This window comes from Pseudomonas sp. KH_040 (genome assembly GCF_057839305.1).
Genome location: NZ_CM174487.1, coordinates 2750601 through 2777356, shown reverse-complemented (window position 1 = coordinate 2777356; position 26756 = coordinate 2750601). Strand labels below are relative to the sequence as shown.

Below are 26756 nucleotides of genomic sequence, written 5' to 3'. Positions count from 1 at the left end.
GATGCTGATCAAAATGGCGGCTCGTAATCAGGATCGAGCAGGTAAATGATCTCAGGCACATGAGGCGTCAAGATCTCGATCAGGCTAGCCCGCAGACGACGATCGACGTCCTTGTGCAGACGGATCTTCCCGATCGCCAACGCCATCGCAAACTCCATGGCAGCCTCCCCGCGCTCCTGCCCATACCCTGCGGCAACACGCTGAATAATGTCCGCCATCGACAAGCTATGGGTTTCCTGCGCCCGGTAATCGAGTTCTGTAGGCAGCGCGGCGCGCAAGAATGCCGCCTGGATTACGCCATCGTCGAAGCGCGAGAACACCTCTGGCGAGAGGAGAACCTGTTGAAGTTCCCCAGACTCCAGCCGCTTGGCGTTCTGCACCTTATCGCTGTATCGAGCATTCTGCAGAATCCACAGAATGGTGAGGTATATGTCCGTCGACGACGCCGCTCTCACATCTTTCTTACCATCGACAAACGCAAATCCTCGGCTTAGGGTCATCGGCTGACTGGTGCGGCTGCTCGGCCAGAATGGGTGCAGACCAAGACCTCCCGTGGCAGCGTTATCAAACACCTGCATGCGCTGAGTAACTGCCGACGAGAAGGTGCTTGCAAACGAGTTCAAGGAGCTGAGCACCCGCTGCTCTTCACCCCAGTGAGTCGTACACGCAAGCTCCGCAGCCGGGATCTCGATGAATGCCTTGAAGACGTACCGACTGTGCCCCTTGGGTGGCTGTGTCAGGTTGCTCTGAAGCTCCTTCATAATCTGATAGCTACGCCCAAAGAGGGCCCCAGTTATGTAAAGGCGGGTGCCCGCTTGCTGGGCGGTACGCAGCCGACGGCTTACGCTCTGCAGACGCGAACCACGCTCGGCAACAGCGGCAATGACGATGACAGATCCGTCAAAATTTACGCTGGCATCGAAATTATCGAAGGACACCTTGTTCTCGACCGTGACACCACAAGACGCCAAGTATTTGATCGCACGGTCCGCCAAGGCTTCACTGGCCGCGTCGTCATCGTGGATGACCCACTTGGTCGACGCGACAGACTCCTCCCGCAAAACTCGCTCGTACCACACACCGAAATCATGGGCAGCCACCAGCTTATCTTTATCGACATGTACTGTCCGAGGCCTTAGCCCTGGCCGATCATGGGTATAGCAGCTGAACAAATCGGCACCCATGAATGAGTAGAACTTGGCTTGAAGCGCGTCTGGAGCATGATCAGTGCCAATGTTCAGCACCTTGGTTTCGCTGTGCTCGGCGACGAACCGTTCGCCATGGATGCGAATCAGACGAATCCCACCCGCTTCGCCTTCTCCCAGCACTTCGAAGTCGTCAGGTTGCTTGAGCGCGTGCAAGACCGAGCAAGAATTCGATGCCTCATCAAAAGAAAGAAGGGTCGCAACGCGCGTTGGCGAAGCGCTATTGACCTTCACCCACTGCTTTGCAAGACCACATTGGCTCGACGCAGAAATGAGGCACAGGGCAGAAACGGCCTTGGGCAAAGGCCCGTCTTTGATGAGGCCTTCGTGCGAATGGAATGACCGGATGTTCGCAAAGCCTGGCACCCCGAATCGTACAAGGTACATCTGCATCGCCATCGCCAGAGGTAACAAGGCGATCGTGTCCAAATACAAAGTATCTGGCGCCGCCATGCCATCGTCCGTGGCTTTCTTGATGAAGGGCAGGCATGCAAACGCCAGGTAATGGGCGTGCAAAGTCTCGGACAGCAGATCTTCAGCACGGATGAAATAGTTCGAAGCCCGAGACGACGGCTTTGAATAGAAAAAGCCTGGAGGCGCCTTCTTCAATACGTCTGAGCAATCGACGAGGCGGTTCAGACCAGTTTTTGCTATTTCATTGGAATTGCCCTTGATGAGCGCCTCGAACCTCAGTTTCGGGCCAGAAACATGGACGTACTCGGTAATCGCACCGTTAACATCGTAGAAGGCACAGGCATAGGTGCGAGGCGAGCCTGGGCCTTTCCGGCTCAACTCCGCCTTCAGGGGTGATGTAGGGGCTGCCATCTGGGCGCGAAATTCGCTCAGGGTATAACCCGGCATCAGAAACACCATGAGATCAGGCATAACGTAGCCAGAAAGCTGATGCTGGAGGGCGTGCGCTGCTTGCGTGTCGGTGATCAGATCAGGTCCGGTGAAGAAAAACACTGCATTAATCGGCTTTCCGGCCTGTAGCAGTTCGACTTCAAAATCCATGAGATCGAACATGTCAGTTCACCGGAATGCAGATAGTGAAGACGGTGCCTTCCACAGTGGCGAGCACCCGGCCACCGTATCGAATTGACGGATCGAACTCCATAATCTCATCACTTCCTTGAAATGCCTGATGCAGTGAAAGCCGACCTGTTCGGACACGCACGAACGCCTTGAGCTTGTTGAGCGCCTGAACGGCGTTATGCAGCCCCATACCGGAGTTCGGAGACTGCGGCTTGGAGGTAACGTGTTTTTTGAAGCAATCAAGCGTGGCCTGAAGTTCAGTCTCATGGCTCAGCTCCTCAAGGCTTTCTACTGGCCGCCCCTCTTTCGCTGTCAGCCACCGACGGGCCAAACCCGGGCCACTGTCAATGACCGAAATCTCCAAGAAATCCAACACTTCGGCTGTCAGAAAGCGCTTCAGAATGAACCTCGCCAATTCAGGCTCGTTGGCTGAATACTCAAGAGCATCCTGGCGACTCATGCGATTAAGCTTGATGGATGTCCCGCGCAGCGCCTTCTTGTACTTGTTTCCGTCCACATCTGTGACAGCGTGTTGGTCGGCATTGGAAATCAATTCCCATAGAACGCTGCCCAGTGCTGGTAGGCCTGACTTCAGGAGAGTTCCACGATCCCCCCGCGCGTTCATCAGCATCGAAGATTTCTCGACCAGCGTTGAGAACCAGGTCTTTGGCTGCACCTTGGGCTCGGCATGATCGAAGTAAAACGGCTTGATGAACTCACGTTTGGCGTAGTTGACGCTGAACAAATTGATCACTGTTGGGCGGGCACCACGGGCTCCTGCTGTGTAACGCAGCTCGCCTTCAAACATCGCATCAACCAGAGGCCTGATGGCAATCAGTGCTGTGCGCTTGTCAATGACTTGGTGATCTTGGGCATGGACTTCAGCGCACATGATCAACGCCGAGAACCCTGCGGCGCTCTGGGCCAACTGCGTGATTTGCCTCATCGCGTTGTCACCAGCGGCTGCGTGCAGGTGAAGGACAGCTTTTTCGCAAGCACGTGCCCAGGTCACGATGAACTGTGCTAGGGCCGCATCAACTCCCAATCCACCGCCGTGACTCATACTGATGGGAAGCCGGAGGTTAGGATCCGTACCAAGCGATTGATAAAGATCCTCGATCTCGTAAAGGTTGAGCTTTCGGCTGATTTGCATTTACGCCCCTCACATTCCATCGTTGACTTAGCGATACCCGGAGTCCGAACTGCCAACGTCTTGACCTACCATAGCCGCCCCAAGCCCCATACCATAATGGTCGATGGAGGCGAAGCACGCGGCAGACTCTACGCGATGCAACAGATTTACGCGACGCCCTGAATAACTGAAAAAAAAGAGTGATCTATTTTTAGAAAATAGATCAGTCTCCTTTTTAATATGCCTCTTGAGTAACGCGAATTGCATTCTCAACGCGGTTCGCCCATTTTCTTGTTACATCAAGATCCTCAAATGCTTTAACTCCGTTTGACATTACGACTTAAGCGACTAGGCTTCCAATGATGGCCATTTGACCACCCATAAATAATCTTAGCTATATTATAAGGATGCAGCATGCCCTCATTATCGCTTACAGATTTGGTTGATGTTTTTTCAAAAGCCGGCACTCCACGGGTTACCAAGGTTCGCGAAATCAAGAACCGAGAAGCTTATTCTCCCGCGACGGATTACTATCGTCGTTTTCGCGAAGGAATTGTTGAAATTCACACTTCGGGCAAATCTAAAGACTCGCTTGGAGAAATTCTTCAAAACTTACCTGCCCATAAGGTAGAAAATTATTCTGAGATGGTTGAAGGGTATAGGAAGTGGTGGGGAAGGAAGAATATTTCCTGGTTCAATCCGCCGAGAGGAAGTTACTCTTATCACAATTTCGCCATCTCTGTTAATCCTGAGTTAGGCGTTGAAATTGATGGGCATCGACACGTGATAAAGCTTTATACAAAATCTGACACACTGGCTAAAAACAGAGTCGACCTCGTACATTCCGTCATGGAGTTATCATTGTCGAATCTCATTCTTGAGGGAGATAGATTATGCGTGCTAGATATCCGCAACTCAAAACTTTTTGTATCTAACGGGGCAATGGCTAATGCTCAGGCAATTATCGATGCTGAATTATCTTATATTGAAACGCTTTGGCCAAATCTTTGAACCTGTCACTCACAAGTTAAAAATACCCAATAGCCATATAAGCCATTATTTGAAATTTCTATTTCTTTAGCCTGACCGCATCCATTCCTGCGAGGTAATCATCTAGTATTCCATGGCTGTGGAATATTCTAAATGCGTTTCGAGATGACGCACCCACTTCATGATCCCTAGTGATTGAGCACCAAGAACATTTTTCCTCTGATACTGTTGGTTCTTTGCAATCCTCACAGAAATTTTGAGTTTTGCTTATTTCCGAGCCATCGAAAATGAGTGTTTCGCCTTTCTCACTCTTGAAATATGGGTTGGGCGAGCTTTGCCCTATGACTATCTCTAAAAAGCGGCATTCGATTTTTGATGTAATAGTCCGGATTTTCTCTTTCAACTCTGGCCTCGCTTTCTGTCCAACTATTACGCTTTTTATACAATCTTTAGGTGCAAACAGGATTAAGTTGCCAGCTATGCTTTTTAAATGCTCCTCACCAATGATCATTCTTCGTTCTCGCTCGTAACTCCAGTCACTAGTTTTAGTATAGTACGCTGCACTTCTAATAGCTGTATATAGAAAATACATATCACGTGGCTTACAACGTCTCGCAGCCATAGCTAAGAGGTTTGTCATATTGCTATGGGGTTCATTTTGGTAATCGATGTCGCCGAACCCGTATTCCTCCTCTGCAAAAGTGTCTAAGTGCTCGCACAATTTAACTTCATCTATCTCTAATGCGAATCCGTTGGAGTTACCTGCATAATGTGCCCACATTGGCAAGATCGCAGGAGACTTCGCGAAGCATGTTGCAGGCGCCTTAACTACCATGCCAATCGCTTCTTTATATGTCGCGAGCATATCGGCAGGCACGCTGTAGTCAATCGTTAAGAAAAACTCATAAGGGTCATTATAATCTGAAAGATGTGAGAATTTGATTCCAAAATCATCCTTGCTATTTAGCAGTACATCTGCAACGTTTTCACCAAGAAATTTGTATAGATTCGGCACTCTCTTAAGCTCCACTTTAGGTTCGATTGCATTACCATCAATTTAATTGAAGCTGTTTGTTGCATGGCAAACAATCACAGGGTACAGATTTATTTTCGGAAATCAATCCACCCCGAGCTCTCGATCTACTTTACTTGAAATAGAGCCGCCGCCATTCCTCCCCCTAGATTACTCTATGAGACATACGACTCCCACTGCACTCCCCGCATTACTAAGCGCCCTGTAACTTTAGACAACAGTGCGAGCAGGCGTGCAAGGCCAACGGCAGGATCATTGAACGCAAGGTAAGTATTAGAGCCACTCACACCAAATAACACACCATCATTCTTCACAAGAATCCCCTTTGTTAAATCAAAGTAGACATCTGGCTGACGCGCTTGTTGCTGCGCTACCAGGGTTTGCTCAATGTTCTCTAAAGGAGACCCGCCATATGTGAGAACAACGTTCAATATTCGGTTATAAGGCCAATCCAAGTCACCCAACTGCACACCTTCAAGCGTACTTGGAGAAAGTAATTTAACACTCTCAATATTAAGAGAGATAGCCTCAAGGACAGATGGAGTTATATCTGTTTTAATTTCGAAAGTCGCAACAGCTCCCTCTTGAAATATGAGATCATGGCCGCTAGCAAACGGAAGCCTAGGCATAGACTTCAACATCAGAACAATATCTTGTTGTTTAGAGCGCCGCCCCTCCGAGTCAATGATCACTCCGCTTACAACGCTGGTCATTTCCGGAAGATGTGCAAGCAGAAAGTCTTGAATAAGCCGCTCTCGCGCTGAACCTGCAGTGACAGAGTGCCCCAGCACCTTAGTCATTTCGTATTGAGCATTTAAGGCTTTTACAGCCCCATGACAGTATTCAACTAATGGTTTCACTGATTTTCTCCCTGCAAGGAAATAGTTTTCGGGATTGTCTACTAATCGGTGGACAGCGGCAAAGAAACTAAATCCAATACAACTCAATGGCTCCGCTAACCGGAAGTTATCATTCACCCAATTAAATCAGGGCCTCGTGAGTCTCGGCAACACCACACCCTCCGCCAACCTCTCCACCCCCAACCGCACCCTCTCCCCACCCTGCTCAATCACCACCCCATCCCCCTCCACCGCCACCAACTTCACCCCAGGCCCCACCTTCTCCCCCTGCAAAAAACTCCTCGGCGGCCCGTCATTCAAACTCAGTATCGCCACCGCCCCCCGACTCCCCGCCATCACCCCGCTCACCTTGATATCCATCGGCGCCGTTTGATTGGAAAACCACTGCAACGCCGGGCTATCACTGCGCGCCGCCAGCAACTGCGGGGCCGCTGCCGGGGTGTGTGATTCGGCGGAGGTCAGCAGCAGCGACGACCACGTCGCCACGCCGACCAGCGCGGCGAGCAGCCCGAGGGCCTGGACCATTTGGGGTGGGGAAAAGCGTGCGGTGAAGGTCATGGGTTGAATCTCCTTTTTATCCCTGCTGTCAGCCTACGCGGCAATTCTCTCCGTTTTATTTCACACGCCTTACAGGTTGGCCGTGCACGATGGCGCAGGACGCAAAGGAGCGCGCGCGCGATGAACAGGCAAGAGGGTTTTACGCTGATCAAGTTGATGGTGGTGCTGGTGATCATCGCCGGGGCCGGTTTAGGGCACGGAGTAATGAGCGTTGAATGGCCCTGATTGCGGAGTCCGGATGGCCGAGTTATGCGGTTGTTGCGCTTTGAACAGGTCATTGGCGCGGCGGGGAATGGGCGGTTGCTCAAGGTTGGCGTGGAGGTGTTTGACCGTAGTCAGGGGCGCTACCGTTGGCCACACTCGATACCCTGCTGAGCAGCCCATAAAGCTCCTGAGCCTGGCCCTCATATTTAGAAAAGGACTGGGCCAGGAGCCATTTTTTAGCCTACTTGTTTAGAACCACAGTGAAGGTCCGCGGCAGGGACGCGTCTCCAGCACCGTATAACGCCTTGGCTGTAATGCTGTGCAAACCTACGCTCAATCCAGTCAAGGAAAGGGCCCATTTCCCCGTTGGATCAACAGCGGCTGCACCTTTGGCAAACGCCCCATCAAACACTTCAACTTTCTGCGCTGGTTCCGCTGTACCGGCAAGTGTCACGCTGGTCTCGATGGTTGTGCCGCCATTTGCGATTTCTACGCCGCTGGCTCCTTTGACCGAAACGATAGTGGGTACGATTGCATTGGATTGGGATGTCGACATGGTGAAAACTCCGATAGTGAGATAAATGGAACGGAGTAATTCAACGCTGAAAAACGTAAGTGCACACCTGTCAGATCTGACAGGTAGCGATCCTTTTTCGACGAGCGGTCGTCATCACTCAGGGTCGGTCAGCGCCGCGAGCAGTGCGAGAGTCTGGACCATTTGGGTGGGGAAACGCGTGCGGTGAAAGTCATGGGTTGAATCTCCTTTTTATCCCTGCTGTCAGCCTACGCGGCAATTCTCTCCGTTTTATTTCACACGCCTTACATGTTGGCCGTGCACGATGGCGCAGGACGCAAAGGAGCGCGCGCGCGATGAACAGGCAAGAGGGTTTTACGCTGATCGAGTTGATGGTGGTGCTGGTGATCATCGGCATCGCCAGTGCGGCGATCAGCCTGAGTATCAAGCCCGATCCGTTGCAGTTGCTGCGCAAGGATGCCGAGCGTGTGGCGCAGTTGCTGCAGGTGGCGCAGACCGAGGCCCGCGCCGATGGCCGGCCGATTGTGTGGGTGAGTGATGCCAAGGGGTTTCGCTTTAGTCGGCGCAGTGACAGTGGCAAGGGGTTTGATCATTTCGCGCAGGATCCGCAGTTGCGGCCGCGTGCCTGGCATAGTCCGAAGATCGAGGTGCGGGTGGAGCCGAAACAGAAGGTTGTGCTGAACGCTGAGTGGATTAATCCGCCGCTGCAATTGACGTTGTCGGATGGGTTGAATCGCTTGAGTGTGCTGCGTGATGGCAGTGGAAGGATCAGCCTGCAATGAAGCGCCAGCAGGGTTTTACGCTGATTGAGGTGATGGTCGCGATTTTGTTGATGGCGGTGGTGAGTTTGATTGCCTGGCGGGGGTTGGACAGTGTGACGCGGGCGGACAGTCATTTGCAGGCGAGCAGTGAGCAGAGTGACGGTTTGTTGCGGGCGCTGAATCAGTTGCAGCGGGATGTGGAGATGCGGGCGGGGATTGAGTTGACCGAGCCGAAGAAGGTTGGCGTGGATGATGAGCCGCCGAGCGCCCCGCCCGCTCTGACTGTGCGCAGTAGCGACAGTAAGGGTTTTCGTCTGGACATCATTCGCACGGCGGCGGATCAGCCGGGGGCTTTGCAGCGGGTGCGCTGGTGGGTCAAGGGTGACACGCTGTATCGGGCGGTGGCTGAGGCGCGGAGTCGGTATCCGTTGCCGGCGCCTGGGAATGGGGTGGCTGTTTTGAGTGATGTCAGTGATGTGCAAGTACGCGTTTGGGAAATCGATAAAGGCTGGCGGCAACTGAGTGGCAATCGTCGTGAAGATCCGGCCGGACTGGAGATCCGCTTGACCCGTCAGACGCCACAAGGCCCGGAAAAATACCGACAAGTGATCGGGCCACTGAACTGAATGGACAGGCTAATGCTCTCGTGCTGCCTCTCTGAGTTTGTGCAGATCGAGAAGGGTAACGGCGCCGTATCGAACAGCTAACAGGCCTTCGGCTTCCCAGATTTTCAGCTGGCGGTTGACGCTCTGACGAGAAACCCCCAGTTGTTGGGCGATATTTTCCTGGTTGACCTTCAGGCATGGCGCTTCTTCGAGACCTGGAGGTTTGATCAAGGAAACGAGTCGGTTGGCCAACCTGACCGGCAGAGGATTGCGGATCGTGTTCCCCGCCCAATCGAGCGCCATTCGATATCTGCCACAGACCAGACGCGTAATGGCGAGCAGAACATCGGGGCGGCGTTCAATGATTTGCCAGAATGCGCTGGCAGGCAGCACTGCAATACGCGCTTGCGAGACGGCTGCAACGTCGTACTTCCTCGGTAAGCCATCGAGAAGTGGTACTTCGCCGAACCAGTCTCCAGCGACCAATTGCGTAAGAAAGAGTTGGTGTCCACTCGCGCCCAGGCTATCGACGCGCAAGGTGCCTTGAATCACACGAAACATGCCCAGTGGTTTAGAGCCTTGAGGGAACAGTTCCTCTGCTTTTACCAATGTCCTTATCCGCGAGGTCTCAAGCAAAATCGCGTCTACTTCTGGGGGCAGGGAAAAGGATGGGGCTATAACTTCAGCAGACAATTCGGACATTGCCAAAACCCGACAATCTTGGTTTGAGGGCTCGGATAGTATCAGACGCCTCTGGCCTGTAGAGGACAGGCCTGTCTGGATCAGGAACGCAGAATGTACGTAGGTCACTTCGCCATCGGCCTGGCAATCAAGGCCCGCTATCCCAAGATCCCCGCGATACCGATCATGATGGGCGTCGGCTTTCTGGATCTGCTCGATGGGATTTTCATCATGCTTGGCTTCAATACCGTCACCGCAAATTTGAACAGCGGGCCGTACTTGTTCTTTGATCTGACCTTTATTGATTGGGATCACTCATTGCTGGCTGCGGTGTTCTGGTCAGCGATTTGGGGACTTTTTTTCATCAAGCATCGACCCGTAGCCATCGTGGCAGCGTTGGCGGCCTTCTCTCACTTCATCGCTGATTGGCCGATGCACAACAGCGATTTGGCCCTGTATCCCCATTCGATCGAGCATTACGGTTATGGCCTTTGGGGCAAGCTGGGGACTGTCTCCTGGATGCTCGAAGGTGTTTTCTCAGCGGTGCTGGCGGCTTATGCATGGCGGCTCAGCGCGCGACGCGGTGTGAATTTGATTTGGCCTTGTGTGGTGCTGGTGGTCTTGTTTTTACAGCTATCGCCAATCGCTTCACCCATGAAGTTTGTTGCCACCCTTGAGGAGCCGATGGCACATATGCTCCACGGAGTGTTGGTCTCGTTAGGCTTTCTGATTCCAGGGCTGCTGATGTCGTGGCTTTTGAATAGAAGTGAGCGAATGAGCATCAAACAATCACTGTAGAGGTACGCGTACGGCGTCTTGCCTTGCATGAATTGAACGGCTTCGCCGAACTCCGGTTAACAACTAGACGAGCCTTGACCACAGGAATGGATATGTACTCGGTCATCCGCCAAAAAGAGCCAAGATCAAAAGATCGCAGCCTTCGGCAGCTCCTACAGTGGGATTGGGTGAGGTCAGTTGGGGATTGGTCGGCTGGCCGGCCGCCTTCGCGAGCAGGCTCGCTCCCACAGTTTTAATGTGCGTACAACCCAAGCGGCAAAGCCGCCCCACTCAACAGGATGAGCGTTAGCTCGGCTGCAGTTCTTGATCTTGATCCACGGGCGACGTCGGAAGGCTGAGTGGAGGGATTCATCCGGGGGTGGGAGCGCAGCGACCGTTTGGCGCAGCCAAATGCATCGAGAGGAGGTGCAGCGAAGCAAACCGTAGGCGATGCGCCCGGATGGATCCCGCAGCGAAGGAACCCCGAGCTTTAGCGAGCGGGCCGCACGCAGGAGCAAGCCTTTTGGGTTACCTTTTCGGCGTTTGGAAAAGGTGACCCGCCGTAAGGGCGGAACCCTAAGCCGCCGTTACCGCAGCAACGGATATGTACCCAATCAAACCCACTAGCTCAAAACAACGACGCCACCCGGCAGCTCAGTGCATTTGACGCCATAGGCATCCCGAATCAGCAATGCAACGCCAGCAAGTTGGTCAAGGCTAAAGCGCGCCTGCACCCGCCGCTGCCCAAGCTCACGGTTGAGCAACAACAACATCCCCGGCCGATAGCGATTGATCTCATCAATCATCTGGCTCAGCGTAGCGCCGTTAAACACCAACACTTGCTGACGCCAATTCATCACCGCCGCCGTGTCGACACTCTGCACACTGCCAACCTGCCGCGCGTCATAGGTCACCTGCTGCCCCGGTTCAAGACGCAAACTACGACCTTCAACATCCACGTCAACCGCACCATCAAGGCAAGTCACGCAAACTTGCTGATCAGTGTTACGCAAGTTGAAACGCCCCTGACTCGCGCGCAACCACCCTCCCCCAGCCTGCATCGCCAACGGCAACCGCACGGTCTGCACTTCAACCTCACCACTGACCAGCTCAAACCCCTGCACACCCTCAGACACTGCACGCTGATTGATCCGCGTCTGAGTATTCAGCTCCAGGCTCACACCCTGCACAGGTTCAAAACGCCGCTGCTGGCCAACTTCAGTAATGTAGTCAGCGCCCAGCCCTTCAAAACCACCGGGAATCGTCCCGCGCACCAGCAAAAACGCCGCCGACGCAGCAATCGCCCCACCGAGAAAAGCACGTCGACCAAACCCGCGTGGCGCCTGCATCTGCTCCACGGCCGGTTGCAGTTGCTGCCACAACCGCTTGGCCTCTTCAAACGCGCGGGCATGCTCGGCACTCTGCGCGCACCATTCGCGCAAGGCCCGGGCGTCGCCCACGGTGGCGCGGCCGGAAGTCAACAGGACCAGCCAGTCGCGAGCTTCGCTGTGCAGATTGTCGGCCGCCGATGGCTCGGCAGATGTCAGTCGAAAGATGTTCAAACGCGCAGATTCTCAACGAATTGATCGGGCACTATTCAGAAGACGGTTTTCCGGCCCCGCGACCGAACCGCTGAAACACTTTTCTTTCCAGTTTCGCCGCGCAGAAGCCCAACGCGGCTTTGATTTCCTTCTCGACCATGCGCGTGGAAATGCCGAAACGCTGCGAGATTTCCAGATGCGGCGCCTCTTCCAGGCGCGCCGCGATGAAGATCTTCCGGCGCCGTGCGGGCAGCTCGTACAACGCACTGAGCAGCGACTGGATTTCCTTTTGCCCACCGACCACCCGCGCCGGGTCCAGCGCTTCGTCGCCGATTTGCAGCAGCTCTTCGACTTCCTCGCCGGTGAGCAGGCGCGCGTCGGCCTGGCGGCGGTCGGCGGCAATGTTCAGGGCCATGCGATAGAGGTAGGCATTGGGCCGCAGGACGTTCGGCGGCGTCTCCATTCGATCGACCCGCAGGTAAGTTTCGTGCAGCACGTCGTTGGCCAGATCTTCCGAACCGAGACGCCTGCGCAGGCGCACCCGAAAGTCCTCGTAGGACGTCAGGAACAGTTGGACCATCGAACCTTGTCCGGTGTCTTTCATCCCCCGGAAACTCCTTCCCATTTGGTGCATTCCATGCGTTTCCCTGACGACTCCGGTAACAACAGCAACGTGACCGGCTGACGCAAGGCGCTGGGCGTCGGCCGGTCGATTTTGAGGTTGCGAAAGCTTTCCACCAGCGCGTTGTCGCGCCGTACATCTCCGGTCGAAGTGACCAACCGGTTGTGCTGCACCACGCCGTCGCGGCCAACCCAGACCTGCAACACCGCGCGATAACTGCCCGGACGGGTCAGTGGCGAGCGGCACAGATTGCGCTCGATCGCCGCTTGCACCGCCGTGGCGTAACTGCGATTGATGGCGACGCTTTCCGGCGTCAGTTTTTGTGCCGGCGCCGGCACGTCTTCGACCTGCGCCACTTGCAAAGTAAATGCGTCGTCCCGCGCATAACGCGCCATCAAACCACTGCCGCCGAGCAATCGACGCAGGGCATCGGCGGCGGTGTATTCACCGTCCACCGCCAGCGAGCGACGGCCGCGACTCAACTGGCTGTCGACCAGCACCGCAACGCCCGTGGCGAGGCTGTACTGATCCAGCGCGTGTGCCAGATCCTGTGCCGGAATGTGCAGCGTCATGCGCAAGTCCGCCGGCACCGCGTCGGCCATGGCGTGGCCCGCCGCACAGCCAAGCAGCCACCCCAGACACATCCGGCGCACAAGCCTCGTTGAACGCTGAAAACCGTCCGTGGAATTGCCTCGCTGCACGGCTGACGAATCCTTGGAAATCGTCATCCTGAGGGCTGTTTATGAATCTGGTGTGACGGGCGGTGCAAAAAAACCATCACGGGAATTGCGCACGGCTTGCACTAGACTCAAGCCAAAGCGCGGCCCCGTCGGGCCGGCCAGGAGGCGAGCATGAATAGACTGTGGCGATTGAGCCTTGGCGGGCTGTTGCTGATGGCGCTGTCGAGCGCTTATGCCGAGCAGCCGTTGGGCTGTGTCGAGGTGACGGTCGGCGGTTACAAGGCGCCGAATTACGACTGTTTGAGCCAGCAGATGGGCAACAACCCGGAAGGCGCTGCGGCGGCGGAGAAGAATCAGGAGGCGCTGAATGTGCCGGTGAACAAACGGCCACCGAATCAGGTTGGCCTCGCGACACCGGCGGCGACCAGTACGCGGATGGGCAATACCTTTGGCACATCAGTAAAACCACAACGCCCACCGCAATGACATCGACGAACCAATGACACCCATGTAGGAGCTGCCGAAGGCTGCGATCTTTTGACTTTGCCTTTAAAAAACAAGATCAAAAGATCGCAGCCTTCGGCAGCTCCTACACTGATTGTGCCCATGCCCCGGATGGGAACGATCATGCGGTGCTAGTCGCTTGGGGTTTGGCGGAAGCTTACTGCGAGGCGATTCCAGCTGTTGATGGTGGTGACGGCCATGGTCAGGTCGACCAACTCCCCTTCGCTGAATTGCTCACGGGCCTGCTCATAAACCTCATCAGGCACACGGCTCTCCGCCAACAACGTCACCGCCTCCGCCCAGGCCAGCGCCGCACGCTCACGCGGGTTGAAGAAGTTGCTGTCGCGCCACACCGCAATCGCATACAAACGCCGATCACTCTCCCCGGCCCGTCGTGCATCCACCGAGTGCATGTCGGTGCAGAAGGCGCAGCCGTTGAGCTGCGAGGCACGGATCCGGATCAGTTGCAGCAACGGCTGTTCGATACTGAGGTTGGCAGTCAGCGCCTCCATGGCAATCATCGCTTTCATCGCCTTGGGCGAAGCGTTGTAGTAATCCAGGCGCGGGGACATGGCGGTTCTCGGTGGACGGAATAATGACTTCACCGTAACCGCCGACAGCCATGCATTACAGCCCCAATTGCACGGAAAACCGCTACACCACTGCCCCCTGCCTTTACGCGCTGATCGTTCCCACGCTCCGCGTGGGAATGCAGCCATGGACGCTCCGCGTCCACTGTGACGCAGAGCGTCACGGGATGCGTTACCACGCAGAGCGTGGGAACGATCAAAGATCGCAGCCTTCGGCAGCTCCTACAGGGATTGGGGCCAATTTCGGGTTTTTCGGGTAGGCAACTATTGCCGGTCCCGCAACAGCGGTAATCTGGCGGGCACGCCAAATAGTCTCGGGAGCCTCGTCGGTATGGAACTTCACGTCGTGATCAACGGCCGCAAGGATCTTGCCGGTCAGTTGTATCAGCAACTGCGCGGCGCCATTGAATCCGGGCGCTTGGCCGCTGGCACGCAGTTGCCGCCCAGCCGTCTGCTCGCCGAGCAACTGGGCATCTCACGCAAGACCATTTCCGACACCTACGCACAACTGACCTACGAAAACTTCCTCACCGGGGTGATCGGCAAAGGCACCTACGTCAACGCACGCCCGGCGCAGATCCAGCGCAAGCAAAGCCACAGCGAACTGGCCAGTGCCGAGGTGATCGAGAGCTGGCGCAATCTGCCGGTGTTTCTCCGTCACCCGACGCTGGAAGGCTCGCTGCGTTATGACTTCATCGGTGGCGCGACCAGCAAGGGCCAGTTCCCGCAGGATGACTGGCGCCGCTGCGTCGCCCATGCGATGCGCCAGATGAGTCAGTCCAAGGGTTTCTACAGTGTCGCCGAAGGCCTGCCGGCGCTGCGCAATGCGATTGCCCGGCACATCGCGTTTTCCCGCGGGATCAACTGTCAGGACGAAGACATCGTCGTATGCAACGGCGCGCAACAGGCGCTGGACCTGATCACCCGTGTGCTGATCAGCCCCGGCAGTCTGGTGGCGATGGAAGATCCCGGTTATCCGCCAGCGCGCCTGCTGTTCGGTACCCATGGCGCCGAGGTGGTCGGCGTGCCGGTGGACGCCGAGGGCATTCAGGTCGAGCACATTCCCGATGGCACGCGCCTCATCTATGTCACGCCGTCGCACCAGTTTCCGTTGGGCATGCCGATGAGTCAGGCGCGCCGTGAAGCCTTGCTGGCTCGCGCCCATGAGCTGGGCGCGATCATCATCGAGGACGACTATGACAGTGAGTTCCGCTACGAGGGGCGGCCCACCGATTCGCTGTTCAATCTCGACCAGCGCGGCATCGTCGCCTACGTCGGCACCTTCTCGAAAACCCTGTTACCCGAGCTGCGTCTGGGTTACGGGATCCTGCCCCCAGCGATCATCGAAGCAGTGATCCGCGCCAAGCAGCTCACCGATCTGCACGCCTCGACCCTGCCGCAATGGGCGCTGGCCAAGTTCATCGCCGAGGGTTGCCTGCTCAAGCATATCCGCCGTTGTCATGCGATTTATGCGCAGCGCCGCGAGCGGATTCTCGCGCGCATGGCCACCGATCTGGCGCCATGGCTGGAGGCGGTGCCGGCCAGCGCCGGGTTCCATATGGCAGTGTTCTGCAAGGTGCCGATCGACCTGCCGCTGGTGATCGAATTGGCGAAAAAAGTTGAAGTCGGGCTGTACTCGATCAATGGTTTTTATCATCAACAACCGGCGAAGAACGGCCTGTACTTCGGCTTCGGTGCCATCGAAACCCTCGACATCGACATTGCGCTGGATCGCCTGCGCGACATCCTCCAGCAGGTCGCCTGAGCGATTGGCCTAAAGATTTAACCGTCGATTGGTTATTGGTGTTCCGGGGGTGCAGGCCTATCCTGCACAGGCGTTATCCCTCAATGAGCAGGATTCGTCCGGCCTGATTCAGGAGTGTGAGCAATGTCCAACGAAGTGATCAATACGGTCCAGGTGCAAGCTGCCGCCGGCCGCTCGGATGAACTGGGCAGGCAACTGCAGAGGATCGTCGAAACCCTGCGCGAAACGCCAGGCTGCGATTCCTACCTGGTCGACCGCTGCCCCGAGGACAGCCACCGCTGGACGGTTAGTGCGCGCTGGCAGTCGGAAGCGGCGATGCAAGCGCATTTCAACCGGCCCGAAGCGCAGGGGTTTATTGACTTGATCGATAGTCGACTGGCCAATAGTGTGGATTTCAACAGCTTCCCTATCGTCTGATCTGACGACATCGCTGGCAAGCCAACTCCCACAAGTTTTGTGTCGTTCATTAAATTATCGAACGACGCTGAACCCTGTGGGAGCTGGCTTGCCAGCGATGGCGTACTCAAACACGCTGAATAACCTCCAATTGGTCACCTGATCTTCCCGAATATTGGCCGTTTGAATGCCCCACCCTGCGGACTACTGTGATTGCACCCCCAGCCATCACAGGTAACCCGCCATGAAAGCCCTACCCTTCTTCGCCGCCGCCCTCGCCCTGAGCCTCTGCGCCTCTGCCGCCTTCGCCCACGACCCATCTGAAAAAGTCACCGTCCTGCAAGACCATATGCTGAAAAACGCCCCCGGCAAAAAAGCCATGATGATCGAAGTCGACTACAAACCCGGCCAATCCTCCATCGCCCATAAACACGACGGCACCGCCATGGCCTACGTGCTCGAAGGCGAGGTGATTTCCCAGGTAAAAGGCGAACAGGCAATCACCTACAAGAAGGGTCAGTTCTGGTACGAACCGGCCGGTTCCGAACATCTGGTGTCGAAAAATGCCAGCAAATCCAAACCCGCCAAGTTGCTGGTGTTCATGGTGCTGGCCCCGGATGAGCAAGTGCTGATCCCGCTGAAAAACTGATGGCTGTTTAACCAGCCATAACTAAACGGGCGCAAATCATCGTTTCGCGCCTTTTTATTTCCCGGCGCAATTAACCGCGCCGGGTTACAGCAAATGAAACTATCTAACACGTTTTAACTCAGCAAATTGTCAGGTTGACGGGTTTAGTCTGAATTAACGGTCGTCACCAACGCCCCTTAAAACTTTCCGACTGATGTTGTTTCACGGGAGAAACACCATGAAACTTGCGTTCACCAGTGTACTGGCGATATCGGTTTTAACGCTGTCAGCCTGTTCGGTACCCACCGCGCCTCAAGCCGTTTCCTCACTGGACACCCTGCTCCCCCATCCCACCGGCCGCAGCAGCGCCACTCAGGTGAAAAGCGGTCCCGGCGTCGCGCTCGGCGTCATCTACAGCCCAAGCACCCAGACCAATCGCGAATACCTGCGCGACTATCAGGCCAACGCCGGCACCGGTTTCGGCCAGAGCCTGCTGGTGCAGCCGATCCATGACGCCTACGTCGCCAGCTCGAAACCGGACATGGCGGTGGACTGGGTCAATGCATCCCTGCAACGTCAGTTTGGCTCAGTGACGGTGTATCCGGACATGCAGAGCCTGCGCGCAGCCAGACCGGATGTGGTGGCAATCGTCGACACCCACAGCCAGTTGATTACCTCGCGCAGTTCCGACATCAAAGCTGATGTCAGTGCCGACTTTTATGATGCGCAGTTGAACTACATCGGTACGGCGAAAGGTTCAGAGGCGCGAGAACTGACGCCGGTGTGGGCGGACTTCAAGCGGTCGGAAGAGATAGTTGCCGATATTAATCAGCAGCAGGATGTGCAAGTTCGGGCGTTGCAGAAGTTTGACCAGTCGCTCAACAATTTGGTCGCGCGGCCGGCGGATAAAGTGTCGATGCTCGATAGTGAACAAGATAAAAAGTTGTATTGAATGTAAGAGTTCTTTCGCGAACAGGCTCGCTCCCACATTTGAAATGCATTCCCCCTGTGGGCGAGCCTGCTCGCGAAGGGGCCAGTATTGTCCCCAAAACCCTCAACATCTCACGACACCAGGGATTTCTGGTTCAACCAAGTAAAATCAGGAATTTTCAGCAAATGCGAGGTACCGCGCCCCCCGAACTTCACAGATACCTTCATCTGTCTACTGTTAACCCTGACAGTAGACCGCCTCGCCAAATCAGCTTCCAATAACTTGACAGTATTGATCTCTCGATCCCAGGTCGGTTATCGAGGTATGCAGAAGCTACAGATTTGAGGAGCAGACAATGTCTAACATTATCAACAGCGCTAACGTGGAAGCGCTCGACCCAACTTTTGGATCTGATGAATCAGGCGTGAGTTGGTTAAAATATCCGGATGGCACCAATGGATTTGTGTGGGGCATCACCGTCGCGCCGGACGACAAACTGTTGATCGCCGGCAGAGCTGGAAAACGTTTCTCAATCGTGCGCCTGAAGACTAATGGTCGACAAGATCCCGATTTCGGTGATCAAGGAAGTGTCATTGGTGAGTTCGCCGTCGGCGAACGATCAACGGGCATGGGTGTTCGTGTACTCAAAGACAAGACAATACTGCTTGAAGGGTGGTTCGAGTACGATCCTTCGACCCCACCGCTGCGTGGTCTGGCTCTTTTCGACGATAAGGGATTGCCCGTCAAGGCATTTGGAAACGATGGGGTACTGATAGTTGATCCCATCTCGACACCCGCCTACCGATTGTCCAGAGAGGAGATCGCCAATAAAGACGCATCGGCGTCCCTCGAAGGTGGAAACTCCATTGAATTGCCCGACGGCAAGCTGATGATTATCAGCAATCATCTATATAGCTTTAGCGACAAGATCGGTTTATTGATGAGGCTGGAAAAGAACGGTTCGCTGGACATGGATTTCCATGAAAAAGGCTATGTCGCTGTCCAGTATCGCGCTAATTACACAACGGCTGCTTCACTGATAGGGCTCCAGGACGGATCGTTTGCCGTTGGTGGAAGCACGGCCGTGAATGGCAAAATGAAGCCGATGATTGCTCGCTTCAATGCACAGGGTAAGATCATTAAAGAGTTCGGAAACGAAGGCTTCGCGGTAATTGAAACTGATCAGCATCGTGGCGGTACAAGTCAACTTATAGAATTACCAGACGGCAATATCCTGGGTATTGGTAGCACGTCGTCGAACGGTACTCATAGTGGCCTATTGTTTTGTATCGACAACGAAGGCGCATTGGCCTCTTCTTTTAATCAAGGCAAGCCATTGATTACCTCATATCCACGGGCGCCGATGGGAATTCAATGGCATAAAGGCACCCTGCGACAGGGTAAGCACATATTGGTTATCGCCGACACCTTAGGAGAGGAAGACTCAAAAACGATCATTGCCAAGTTCGACCTGAAGGGCGTTCAAGACACCCATTTTGCAGATAAAGGTTTTTTGTCCATTAATCTGACTGATGTTCTCGATTTCGGCATATCCATAGCCACCCAAAATGATCAGATTGTCGGGGCTGGCACTTCCTTGCCTCATGCCGATGGGGTACGCGCTTTCGCCTTTCGTTGTTCGGAACTGGTTTAAATCAGAACAATGAAAAAGCCCCGCCTCTTCCGAGAGCGGGGCTTTTTATTCAACCACTACTTACGCCAGTTCAAGCTCGGCATTCGCAGCAACCGCAGGCACGACCGCTTGCCCGCTCAACGCCAGATCCAGCAACTCACGGTTGGCCACTGCATACATGGCGTAGTCCGTGCCGCTTGCCGCGCGGATTTCCACCAGCATGGCGCGCCAGCGCGAGATCATGCTTTCGTGCTGTTCCATCCACAGCGCCAGACGTGCTTCCACGTCCAGTGTGCCGTCGCCTTGTTGCAGGACGGAGATGGTGATCGCACGTTGCTGCCAGTCGACGTCATCACGGAACGCTTCACGAGCCAGGGCTTGCCAGTTGTTTTCAACCGGCAGCGCGCTGATCTGTTGCAGGTACCAGGTGATGTCCAGCGCACTGCCCACAGCGAAGTAAGCCTTGGCCACTTCAGCAGGGTTCTGGCCAGTCACGTCGGACGCTTCGATGATCGGCAGCAAGGTGTACAGGTGCGAGGTGCCCGCAACCATACGCGCCAGCAATTCCGGTACACCGGCTTCGACGTACGCCTGATAACGCGCCTGCCAGTTTTCACGGATTTCGCCGCTCAGCAGTTCGTCGAGCTTCAGGCCCAGCTCTTTCAGGTGCGGACCGAAGTGTGCAACGTCACGGGCAGCGTTCTGCTCGTTGCGACGGGCACGCAGGAACCAGCGCGTAGCGCGACGGCCCAGACGCATCAGCTCGTCCATCAGCTCCAGCTGCACATCAGCGCTGACTTGGTAGTCCAGCGCTTCGATCTGACGGAACCAGTGCGGGAGGTGGAAGATGTCGCGCACGATCACATAAGCGCCAGCGACGTTCGCCGGGCTCATGCCGGTCGACTCTTTGAGTCGTTGAACGAAGGTGATGCCCATGTGGTTGACCAGGTCGTTGGCGATCTGGGTGCTGACGATCTCGCGCTTCAGACGGTGACGACGCATGGCTTCGGAGAACTTGCTGACCAGGGTCGGCGGGAACGCCGTTTCCATGTCGCGGGTCAGGTAGTCGTCGTCTGGCACCAAGGAGCCCAACAGCTGCTCTTTGAGGTCGATCTTGCTGTACGAGATCAGCACCGAAAGCTCAGGACGGGTCAGACCGTGGCCTTCAGCAATACGCTCGGCCAGTTGCTCTTCGGTCGGCAGGAACTCGATGGCACGGTCCAGCTTGCCACGGCCTTCCAGATCGCTCATCAGACGCTTGTACTCAGCGATGCGCGCATAAGCGCGACGCGCCGCCAGGGACAGGGCCTGAGTCTGCTTGTAGTTGTTGCCCAGCACCAGATTGCCGACTTCGTCGGTCATGCTCGCCAGCAACTGGTTGCGTTGCTTGTCGGTCATGTCACCGGCCTGAACCACTTCGTTCAGCAGGATCTTGATGTTCACTTCGTGGTCGGAGCAGTCGACGCCACCGGCGTTGTCGATGAAGTCGGTGTTGGAACCGCCGCCATTCAGACCAAATTCCACACGACCCAGTTGGGTCATGCCGAGGTTACCGCCCTCGCCCACGACTTTGCAGCGCAGTTCGTTGCCGTTCACGCGCAATGCATCGTTGGCCTTGTCGCCGACATCGGCGTGGCTTTCAGTGCTGGCTTTGACATAAGTACCGATACCGCCGTTCCACAGCAGATCCACCGGTGCCTTGAGCAAGGCGTTCAGCAGTTCGGTCGGGGTCAGTTTGTCAGCCTTGATGTCGAAGCGTTCCTGCATCTGCGGGGAGATCGCGATGCTCTTCGCGCTGCGCGAGAAGATACCGCCACCTTCGGACATGATGCTGGTGTCGTAGTCGGTCCAGGCCGAACGCGGCAGGTCGAACATGCGCTGACGCTCGACGAAGCTGGTCGCCGGGTTCGGGTTCGGGTCGATGAAGATGTGCATGTGGTTGAAGGCAGCGACCAGTTGCAGCTTGTCGGACATCAACAGGCCGTTACCGAACACGTCACCGGCCATATCGCCAACGCCGACCACAGTGATGCTGTCTTCCTGAACATTGATGCCGCGCTCGCGGAAGTGACGTTGTACGCCAACCCACGCGCCTTTGGCGGTAATGCCCATTTTCTTGTGGTCGTAACCGGCCGAACCACCGGACGCAAACGCGTCACCCAGCCAGAAGCCGTAGTCGATGGCGATGCCGTTGGCGATGTCGGAGAAGGTCGCAGTGCCCTTGTCCGCCGCGACTACCAGGTACGGGTCGTCATCGTCGTGGCGAACCACGTTCAATGGCGGCACCAGTGCGCCGTCTTTCAGGTTGTCGGTGATGTCCAACAGGCCCGAGATGAAGATGCGGTAGCAGGCGATGCCTTCGGCCGCGATCTCGTCACGGCTGCCGCCCAGTGGCAGGCGACGCGGCAGGAAGCCGCCCTTCGCACCCACCGGCACGATGACCGAGTTCTTCACTTGCTGGGCTTTTACCAGGCCGAGGACTTCGGTACGGAAGTCTTCTTCACGGTCGGACCAGCGCAGACCACCACGAGCGACGTTACCGAAGCGCAGGTGCACGCCTTCAACGCGTGGCGAGTAAACGAAGATTTCGAACTTCGGCACTGGCTTCGGCAGTTCAGGGATCGCGTGCGGGTTGAACTTGAAGCTGAAGTACGACTTGTTCTGGCCGTTGGCATCAGTCTGATAGAAGTTGGTCCGCAGGGTGGCTTTGATCAGGTCGAGGTAACGACGCAGGATGCGGTCTTCGTTGAGCACCTGGACGTCGTCCAGTGCGGTCAGAATCGCTTGTTCCAGACGCAGTTGCTTGTCTTCCAGATCGTCGCTGCCGAGTTTGCGCGCCAGATAGAAGCGGGTCTTGAACAACCGGGTCAGCTCGCGAGCGATGTCGGTGTGGTTGTTCAGGGTGCTGGCGATGTAACCCAGATCGAAGCCCAGACGAATCTGCTTCAGGTAACGCGCGTAGGCACGCAGCAGCGCGACGTCGCGCCATGGCAGGCCGGCGGTCAGTACCAGACGGTTGAACGCATCGTTTTCGGCATCGCCACGGACGATGTGGACGAAGGCGTCCTGCAGGGTGTCGTTGAGTTGCTGGATGTCGAGGTCCAGGCCTTCAGCGGCAGTGAACGCGAAGTCATGAATCCAGAACTCGCGGCCATTGGTGTGACGCAGACGGTACGGGAATTCACCCAGTACGCGCAGGCCGAGGTTTTCCAGAATCGGCAAGACGTCGGACAGCGCCAGCGGCGTGTCGGCGTGGTACAGCTTGCAATGCAGCTCGCGCTGGCCGGAGACCTGACCGAGCGGCTGATAGAAGCTCATCACCAACGGATTTTTTTCGTTGAGGCTCAGCAGGTGCTGCATGTCGACCACGGCCGAATGCGCGGCAAAACGCTCGCGGTAGCCGGCCGGGAAGCCTTTCGGGAAGTCGGCCAGCACGTTGGTGCCGTGGGCTTCGCCGAAGCTCTCGACGGTCAGTGCGGCGTAATCGTCCTGCCAGCTGCGGCAGGCTTGCACGACTTCTTTTTCCAGCAGCACCGGGTCGATGTCGAGACGGTTTTTCGGGTCGACACGCAGGATCAACTGCACGCGCGCCAGTACCGACTCGGAGAAGAATGTCCAGAATTCGCAATCGGAAGCCTTCAGGCGCTCCATCAGCACTTGCTGGATCTTCTGGCGAACTTCGGTGGAATAGATGTCGCGCGGCACGTAGGCCAGGCAGTAGCAGAAACGACCGTACGGGTCTTTGCGCAGGAACACGCGGATCTTGTTGCGTTCCTGGATCTGCACGATCGACATGACGGTGGTGAACAGTTCGTCGACCGGAGTCTGGAACAGGTCATCACGCGGCAATACTTCGAGCACCTGCGCCAGTTCCTTGCCCAGGTGAGCCTTGGACTGGAAGCCGGAGCGCGTTTCGATTTCTTCGACCTTGCGGCGGATGAACGGGATGACCCGCACACTCTCGCCATACACCGAGGAGGTGTACAGGCCCATGAAGCGGTGTTCCTTGATGACTTTGCCGTCAGCGTCGATTTCACGGATCGACACGTAGTCCGGGTAGGCCGGACGGTGTACACGGCTTGGATGCGCAGCCTTGGCGAACGACAGCAGGGTCGGTTCGCGCAGGTAGGCAACGGCGTAGTCTTCGATGCGCAGGTCTTCGTAGGTCAGGCCGGTGCGCAGCAGTTTGGTCAGGCCGAGGAAGGAGTTCTGGTCGTACTCGATGTGGCCGCCATCGGCCTGATCGGTGACCACGAACTCTTCGTAGCCGAGGAAGGTGAAGTGGTTGCCCACCAGCCATTCCAGGAAGCTTTTGATTTCGTTCTTTTCGTCGGTATCGACGGCGAACGCGCTGTTGTCGAGTTTGGTGAGGATTTCCTGCACCTTGGCTTTCATCGGCTCGAAATCGGCGACCGCGACGCGGACTTCACCGAGAACCTGTTCCAGCTCTTTGCTCAGCACATTCAGTTCGGCCGCGTTGGCGCAGCGGTCGATTTCCAGGTACATCAGCGATTCATGCAGAACGCCTTCGCCGATGCTGCCCTTCGGCAGGATTTCCAGCAACTCACCCTTGCTGCCACGACGCACGCTGAGCACGGTGGTTTGCAGGGTGTGGATGCTGTAGCCGCGGCGGTTCAGCTCGGTGCGGACCGAGTCGACCAGAAATGGCAGGTCGTGGTGCAGGACTTCGACCGCTGTATGGGTCGACTGCCAGCCATGACGCTCGTAATCAGGGTTGTAGACGCGCACTTGCGGTTGCGCGTGATCGAAGCGCTCAAGCAGGCGCCACGCGGAAAGAGTACAGCCAGCGAGGTCGGAGAGACGACGTTGAGTCAGCTCGTCCAGGGAAATGATGCCGAAGAATTGTTCAGCGAACAGCGCCACTTGTGGCAGTGCCTGTTCACTGATGTGCTGCGCCAGTGCCGCTTGCAGTTGGTGCTGGAAGTCGGCTTTGCTGGCTGCGGTGAAGAACGCCATCTGTGGTACTCCGCTTAAGCTTGTTATTGATGGAAAGCGTCGCGTGCAACACCCCTTTCGGGGCTTGTGTCGCCCTGTTCCTGATTCTCGGGCAGAGGAAACAGGGGGACAGGTGGGTGAAGCTGGACGGGACACTCAGGTCACATTCACCTTCCATAGAATGAGCATCTGCAAAAGCGACTGCCAGCGGTGCCGACAATGCCTTTACGGGTGCTCATCCGTTGCGCAGCTTAAAGGGTGCGACAATGTGTCTGCTTGCGGTGCTGCGACATATTCGGTCATTGGCACGTAAACCGAGGGTTTGGCACCGGTAAACACTAGCACTCGTGGCGCAAAACGCTGGTCTGAATGCCCGTCTTTACGGTACATGCGTGCCAGAAATGACCATTGACCCACGTCGCGTTCACGACACATCCTCTGACACTCTCACATGCAGAAATTCCCGAGGACTGGCAGAATCGCGCCCATTAGCGACCGACACGCCCTTTGAGGCAGGAATTGACCATGCAAATGACCACCGCCCTACTGATCGTCAACCCTTGCGATGACGAAGAAGACAACATGGCCATGCTCTGCTGCCACAGCGACAAGGGCGACATGTTCCTGATGAGCCGCTACCCGGATGAAGATGAGCTGGAAATCACCCTGGATGGCGAGCCTTCGACCCTCGACGGTGTGAAAGTCACCCTGACTTCGACCCTGCTGAAGATCGAGATTGCGGCGGCGGATGCCGATGCGTTGAACGGGGATGATGTGCTGGAGATCAGCTTCAACCCGGATATGGTTGATCTGGATGAGGTTGTCGAGACCCTGACGAATATCCTCGACGGGACTGGCACCTTCATTAACGAAGTTTGATGGCGTCCAGACTGGCCTCATCGCTGGCAAGCCAGCTCCCACAGTGATCGATGTGTTGCACAATTCGTATGCACAACGCTGAACCTGTGGGAGCTGGCTTGCCAGCGATGAGGCCAGAACAGCCACCTCAACACTCCCCCACTACAAAAACCCAACAATTCCCCCAGTCATTTCCCGCACTTTGCGCAAAATGCCGTTAGTCGCCAACCCCTGCGATGGATTAAAGTAACGCCCCCAGCCCCGGCGTTATCCGAACGCCTGTGGCCACCCCTTTCCAGGAACAGTCACCGATGGAACATCGTGAAGCGCTGCTGGCGCTGCGAACCTTTCTTTCAACGCAGATTCTCGGCCAGGAAAAACTCATCGAGCGTTTGCTCATCGCCCTGCTCGCCGATGGCCACATGCTGGTCGAGGGCGCTCCGGGTCTGGCCAAGACCAAAGCGATCAAAGAACTCGCCGAGGGCATCGAAGCTCAGTTCCATCGCATTCAGTTCACCCCGGATCTGCTGCCGGCCGACATCACCGGCACCGAGATCTATCGCCCGGAAACCGGTAGTTTCGTGTTCCAGCAAGGGCCGATCTTCCACAACCTGGTGTTGGCGGACGAAATCAACCGCGCCCCGGCCAAGGTGCAATCGGCGCTGCTCGAAGCCATGGCCGAGCGTCAAGTCAGTGTCGGCCGCAGCACTTATGAGCTGTCGCCGCTGTTTCTGGTGATGGCCACACAGAACCCGATCGAGCAGGAAGGCACTTACCCGCTGCCGGAAGCGCAACTCGACCGTTTCCTGATGCACGTGAAAATCGGATTCCCGGACGCTGCCGTCGAACGTCGCATCCTCCAGCAGGCCCGTGGCGAAGCGCTGAACGGCGAAACCAAGCCCGAACGCCGCGTCAGCCAGCAGGCGATCTTTGCTGCACGCAAGGAAATCCTCGGTCTGTACATGGCCGACGCCGTGGAGGAATACCTCGTGCAACTGGTCATGGCCACGCGCAACCCGGCCAAATTCGATCCGGAAATGGCCGAGTGGATCGCCTATGGCGCCAGCCCGCGTGGCTCGATTGCCCTTGACCGCTGCGCCCGCGCCCACGCCTGGCTGGCCGGTCGCGACTTCGTCAGCCCGGAAGACATTCAAGCGGTGCTGTTCGATGTGTTGCGTCACCGCATCATCCTGTCGTTTGAAGCCGAAGCCGCCGGCATCGATCAGGATCGGGTGGTGCAGCGGATTCTCGACGTCGTAGCTGTCGCTTGACCCCC

25 protein-coding genes are annotated in these 26756 nt (G+C 56.3%); 13 read left to right on the top strand and 12 right to left on the bottom strand.

What is annotated here, in order from left to right:
* Window positions 1–8: 8 nt before the first annotated feature.
* Window positions 9–2231 (bottom strand): hypothetical protein, encoded by a 2223-nt coding sequence (locus AC3IUF_RS12590; protein WP_489281146.1) that lies wholly within the window; start codon window positions 2229–2231, stop codon window positions 9–11.
* Between the two features lies 1 nt (window position 2232).
* Window positions 2233–3393, bottom strand: a complete 1161-nt coding sequence (locus AC3IUF_RS12585) for an ATP-binding protein (RefSeq protein WP_016984417.1) — start codon at window positions 3391–3393, stop codon at window positions 2233–2235.
* Window positions 3394–3786: 393 nt separating this feature from the next.
* Between AC3IUF_RS12585 and AC3IUF_RS12580 the strand changes: the two genes are divergently transcribed.
* On the top strand, window positions 3787–4383 hold the full coding sequence (locus AC3IUF_RS12580) for a hypothetical protein (RefSeq protein ID WP_123468062.1): 597 nt from the start codon (window positions 3787–3789) through the stop codon (window positions 4381–4383).
* 58 nt (window positions 4384–4441) lie between these two features.
* On the opposite strand, the gene AC3IUF_RS12575 is transcribed toward AC3IUF_RS12580, so the two are convergent.
* From AC3IUF_RS12575 to AC3IUF_RS12565, 3 genes are all read right to left on the bottom strand, one after another.
* Window positions 4442–5377, bottom strand: a complete 936-nt coding sequence (locus AC3IUF_RS12575) for a DUF2971 domain-containing protein (protein WP_148050927.1) — start codon at window positions 5375–5377, stop codon at window positions 4442–4444.
* 173 nt (window positions 5378–5550) lie between these two features.
* Window positions 5551–6255 carry a DUF6602 domain-containing protein gene (locus tag AC3IUF_RS12570; protein WP_489281145.1) on the bottom strand — a complete coding sequence of 235 codons (705 nt, stop codon included), beginning with the start codon at window positions 6253–6255 and terminating at the stop codon, window positions 5551–5553.
* Between the two features lie 126 nt (window positions 6256–6381).
* The gene (locus tag AC3IUF_RS12565; protein ID WP_489281144.1) at window positions 6382–6813 is read right to left on the bottom strand and encodes a type II secretion system protein N; all 432 of its coding nucleotides are present in this window, start codon (window positions 6811–6813) and stop codon (window positions 6382–6384) included.
* A 120-nt stretch (window positions 6814–6933) separates the two neighbouring features.
* Here AC3IUF_RS12565 and AC3IUF_RS12560 point away from each other — a divergent pair, with 120 nt between their 5' ends.
* Window positions 6934–7038, top strand: coding sequence for a prepilin-type N-terminal cleavage/methylation domain-containing protein (locus tag AC3IUF_RS12560; RefSeq protein ID WP_185057845.1), 105 nt, complete (start codon window positions 6934–6936; stop codon window positions 7036–7038).
* Window positions 7039–7258: 220 nt separating this feature from the next.
* On the opposite strand, the gene AC3IUF_RS12555 is transcribed toward AC3IUF_RS12560, so the two are convergent.
* A complete protein-coding gene (locus AC3IUF_RS12555) occupies window positions 7259–7573 on the bottom strand; it encodes a hypothetical protein (protein WP_007913942.1) in 315 nt (104 codons plus the stop codon).
* Between the two features lie 314 nt (window positions 7574–7887).
* On the opposite strand from AC3IUF_RS12555, the gene AC3IUF_RS12550 reads away from it, so the two are divergent.
* Window positions 7888–8334, top strand: a complete 447-nt coding sequence (locus AC3IUF_RS12550; protein WP_489281143.1) for a GspH/FimT family pseudopilin — start codon at window positions 7888–7890, stop codon at window positions 8332–8334.
* Window positions 8331–8939, top strand: a complete 609-nt coding sequence (locus AC3IUF_RS12545; protein WP_489281142.1) for a type II secretion system protein GspJ — start codon at window positions 8331–8333, stop codon at window positions 8937–8939. The genes AC3IUF_RS12550 and AC3IUF_RS12545 overlap by 4 nt, the downstream gene beginning before the upstream one ends.
* Window positions 8940–8948: 9 nt before the next feature.
* On the opposite strand, the gene AC3IUF_RS12540 is transcribed toward AC3IUF_RS12545, so the two are convergent.
* Window positions 8949–9620 (bottom strand): Crp/Fnr family transcriptional regulator, encoded by a 672-nt coding sequence (locus tag AC3IUF_RS12540; RefSeq protein WP_489281141.1) that lies wholly within the window; start codon window positions 9618–9620, stop codon window positions 8949–8951.
* A 93-nt stretch (window positions 9621–9713) separates the two neighbouring features.
* On the opposite strand from AC3IUF_RS12540, the gene AC3IUF_RS12535 reads away from it, so the two are divergent.
* On the top strand, window positions 9714–10397 hold the full coding sequence (locus tag AC3IUF_RS12535; RefSeq protein ID WP_489281140.1) for a hypothetical protein: 684 nt from the start codon (window positions 9714–9716) through the stop codon (window positions 10395–10397).
* A gap of 602 nt (window positions 10398–10999) precedes the next feature.
* Here the strand turns inward: AC3IUF_RS12535 and AC3IUF_RS12530 are convergent.
* The 3 genes from AC3IUF_RS12530 to AC3IUF_RS12520 are packed head-to-tail and all read right to left on the bottom strand — an operon-like array spanning window position 11000 to window position 13183.
* A complete protein-coding gene (locus AC3IUF_RS12530) occupies window positions 11000–11938 on the bottom strand; it encodes a FecR family protein (protein ID WP_414893979.1) in 939 nt (312 codons plus the stop codon).
* A gap of 31 nt (window positions 11939–11969) precedes the next feature.
* Window positions 11970–12521 carry an RNA polymerase sigma factor gene (locus tag AC3IUF_RS12525; protein WP_007913935.1) on the bottom strand — a complete coding sequence of 184 codons (552 nt, stop codon included), beginning with the start codon at window positions 12519–12521 and terminating at the stop codon, window positions 11970–11972.
* Window positions 12518–13183 carry a secretin and TonB N-terminal domain-containing protein gene (locus tag AC3IUF_RS12520; protein WP_489281631.1) on the bottom strand — a complete coding sequence of 222 codons (666 nt, stop codon included), beginning with the start codon at window positions 13181–13183 and terminating at the stop codon, window positions 12518–12520. Before AC3IUF_RS12520 ends, AC3IUF_RS12525 begins: the two co-directional genes overlap by 4 nt.
* 207 nt (window positions 13184–13390) lie before the next feature.
* Between AC3IUF_RS12520 and AC3IUF_RS12515 the strand changes: the two genes are divergently transcribed.
* Window positions 13391–13705 (top strand): hypothetical protein, encoded by a 315-nt coding sequence (locus tag AC3IUF_RS12515; RefSeq protein WP_110721245.1) that lies wholly within the window; start codon window positions 13391–13393, stop codon window positions 13703–13705.
* Between the two features lie 149 nt (window positions 13706–13854).
* Here the strand turns inward: AC3IUF_RS12515 and AC3IUF_RS12510 are convergent, their stop codons facing one another.
* Window positions 13855–14295: a carboxymuconolactone decarboxylase family protein gene (locus AC3IUF_RS12510; RefSeq protein ID WP_489281139.1), complete on the bottom strand. Its 441-nt coding sequence runs from the start codon at window positions 14293–14295 to the stop codon at window positions 13855–13857.
* Between the two features lie 349 nt (window positions 14296–14644).
* Between AC3IUF_RS12510 and pdxR the strand changes: the two genes are divergently transcribed.
* The 5 genes from pdxR (at window position 14645) to AC3IUF_RS12485 (ending at window position 19687) form a co-directional block, all read left to right on the top strand.
* On the top strand, window positions 14645–16078 hold the full coding sequence (gene pdxR / locus AC3IUF_RS12505) for a MocR-like pyridoxine biosynthesis transcription factor PdxR (protein ID WP_489281138.1): 1434 nt from the start codon (window positions 14645–14647) through the stop codon (window positions 16076–16078).
* Window positions 16079–16201: 123 nt separating this feature from the next.
* A complete protein-coding gene (locus tag AC3IUF_RS12500) occupies window positions 16202–16495 on the top strand; it encodes a putative quinol monooxygenase (RefSeq protein ID WP_007913929.1) in 294 nt (97 codons plus the stop codon).
* Window positions 16496–16718: 223 nt separating this feature from the next.
* Window positions 16719–17123, top strand: a complete 405-nt coding sequence (locus AC3IUF_RS12495; RefSeq protein WP_489281137.1) for a cupin domain-containing protein — start codon at window positions 16719–16721, stop codon at window positions 17121–17123.
* A gap of 217 nt (window positions 17124–17340) precedes the next feature.
* The gene (locus AC3IUF_RS12490) at window positions 17341–18054 is read left to right on the top strand and encodes a hypothetical protein (RefSeq protein WP_007913924.1); all 714 of its coding nucleotides are present in this window, start codon (window positions 17341–17343) and stop codon (window positions 18052–18054) included.
* A 334-nt stretch (window positions 18055–18388) separates the two neighbouring features.
* On the top strand, window positions 18389–19687 hold the full coding sequence (locus tag AC3IUF_RS12485; protein WP_489281136.1) for an NHL repeat-containing protein: 1299 nt from the start codon (window positions 18389–18391) through the stop codon (window positions 19685–19687).
* A gap of 60 nt (window positions 19688–19747) precedes the next feature.
* Here AC3IUF_RS12485 and AC3IUF_RS12480 read toward each other — a convergent pair whose 3' ends face one another.
* Window positions 19748–24643, bottom strand: coding sequence for an NAD-glutamate dehydrogenase (locus AC3IUF_RS12480; protein WP_489281135.1), 4896 nt, complete (start codon window positions 24641–24643; stop codon window positions 19748–19750).
* Between the two features lie 504 nt (window positions 24644–25147).
* Between AC3IUF_RS12480 and AC3IUF_RS12475 the strand changes: the two genes are divergently transcribed.
* The gene (locus AC3IUF_RS12475) at window positions 25148–25501 is read left to right on the top strand and encodes a hypothetical protein (protein WP_007913918.1); all 354 of its coding nucleotides are present in this window, start codon (window positions 25148–25150) and stop codon (window positions 25499–25501) included.
* Window positions 25502–25791: 290 nt separating this feature from the next.
* Entirely contained in the window at window positions 25792–26751 is a 960-nt protein-coding gene (locus AC3IUF_RS12470; RefSeq protein ID WP_007913915.1) for an AAA family ATPase, read from the top strand.
* The last annotated feature ends 5 nt before the right edge of the window (window positions 26752–26756 follow it).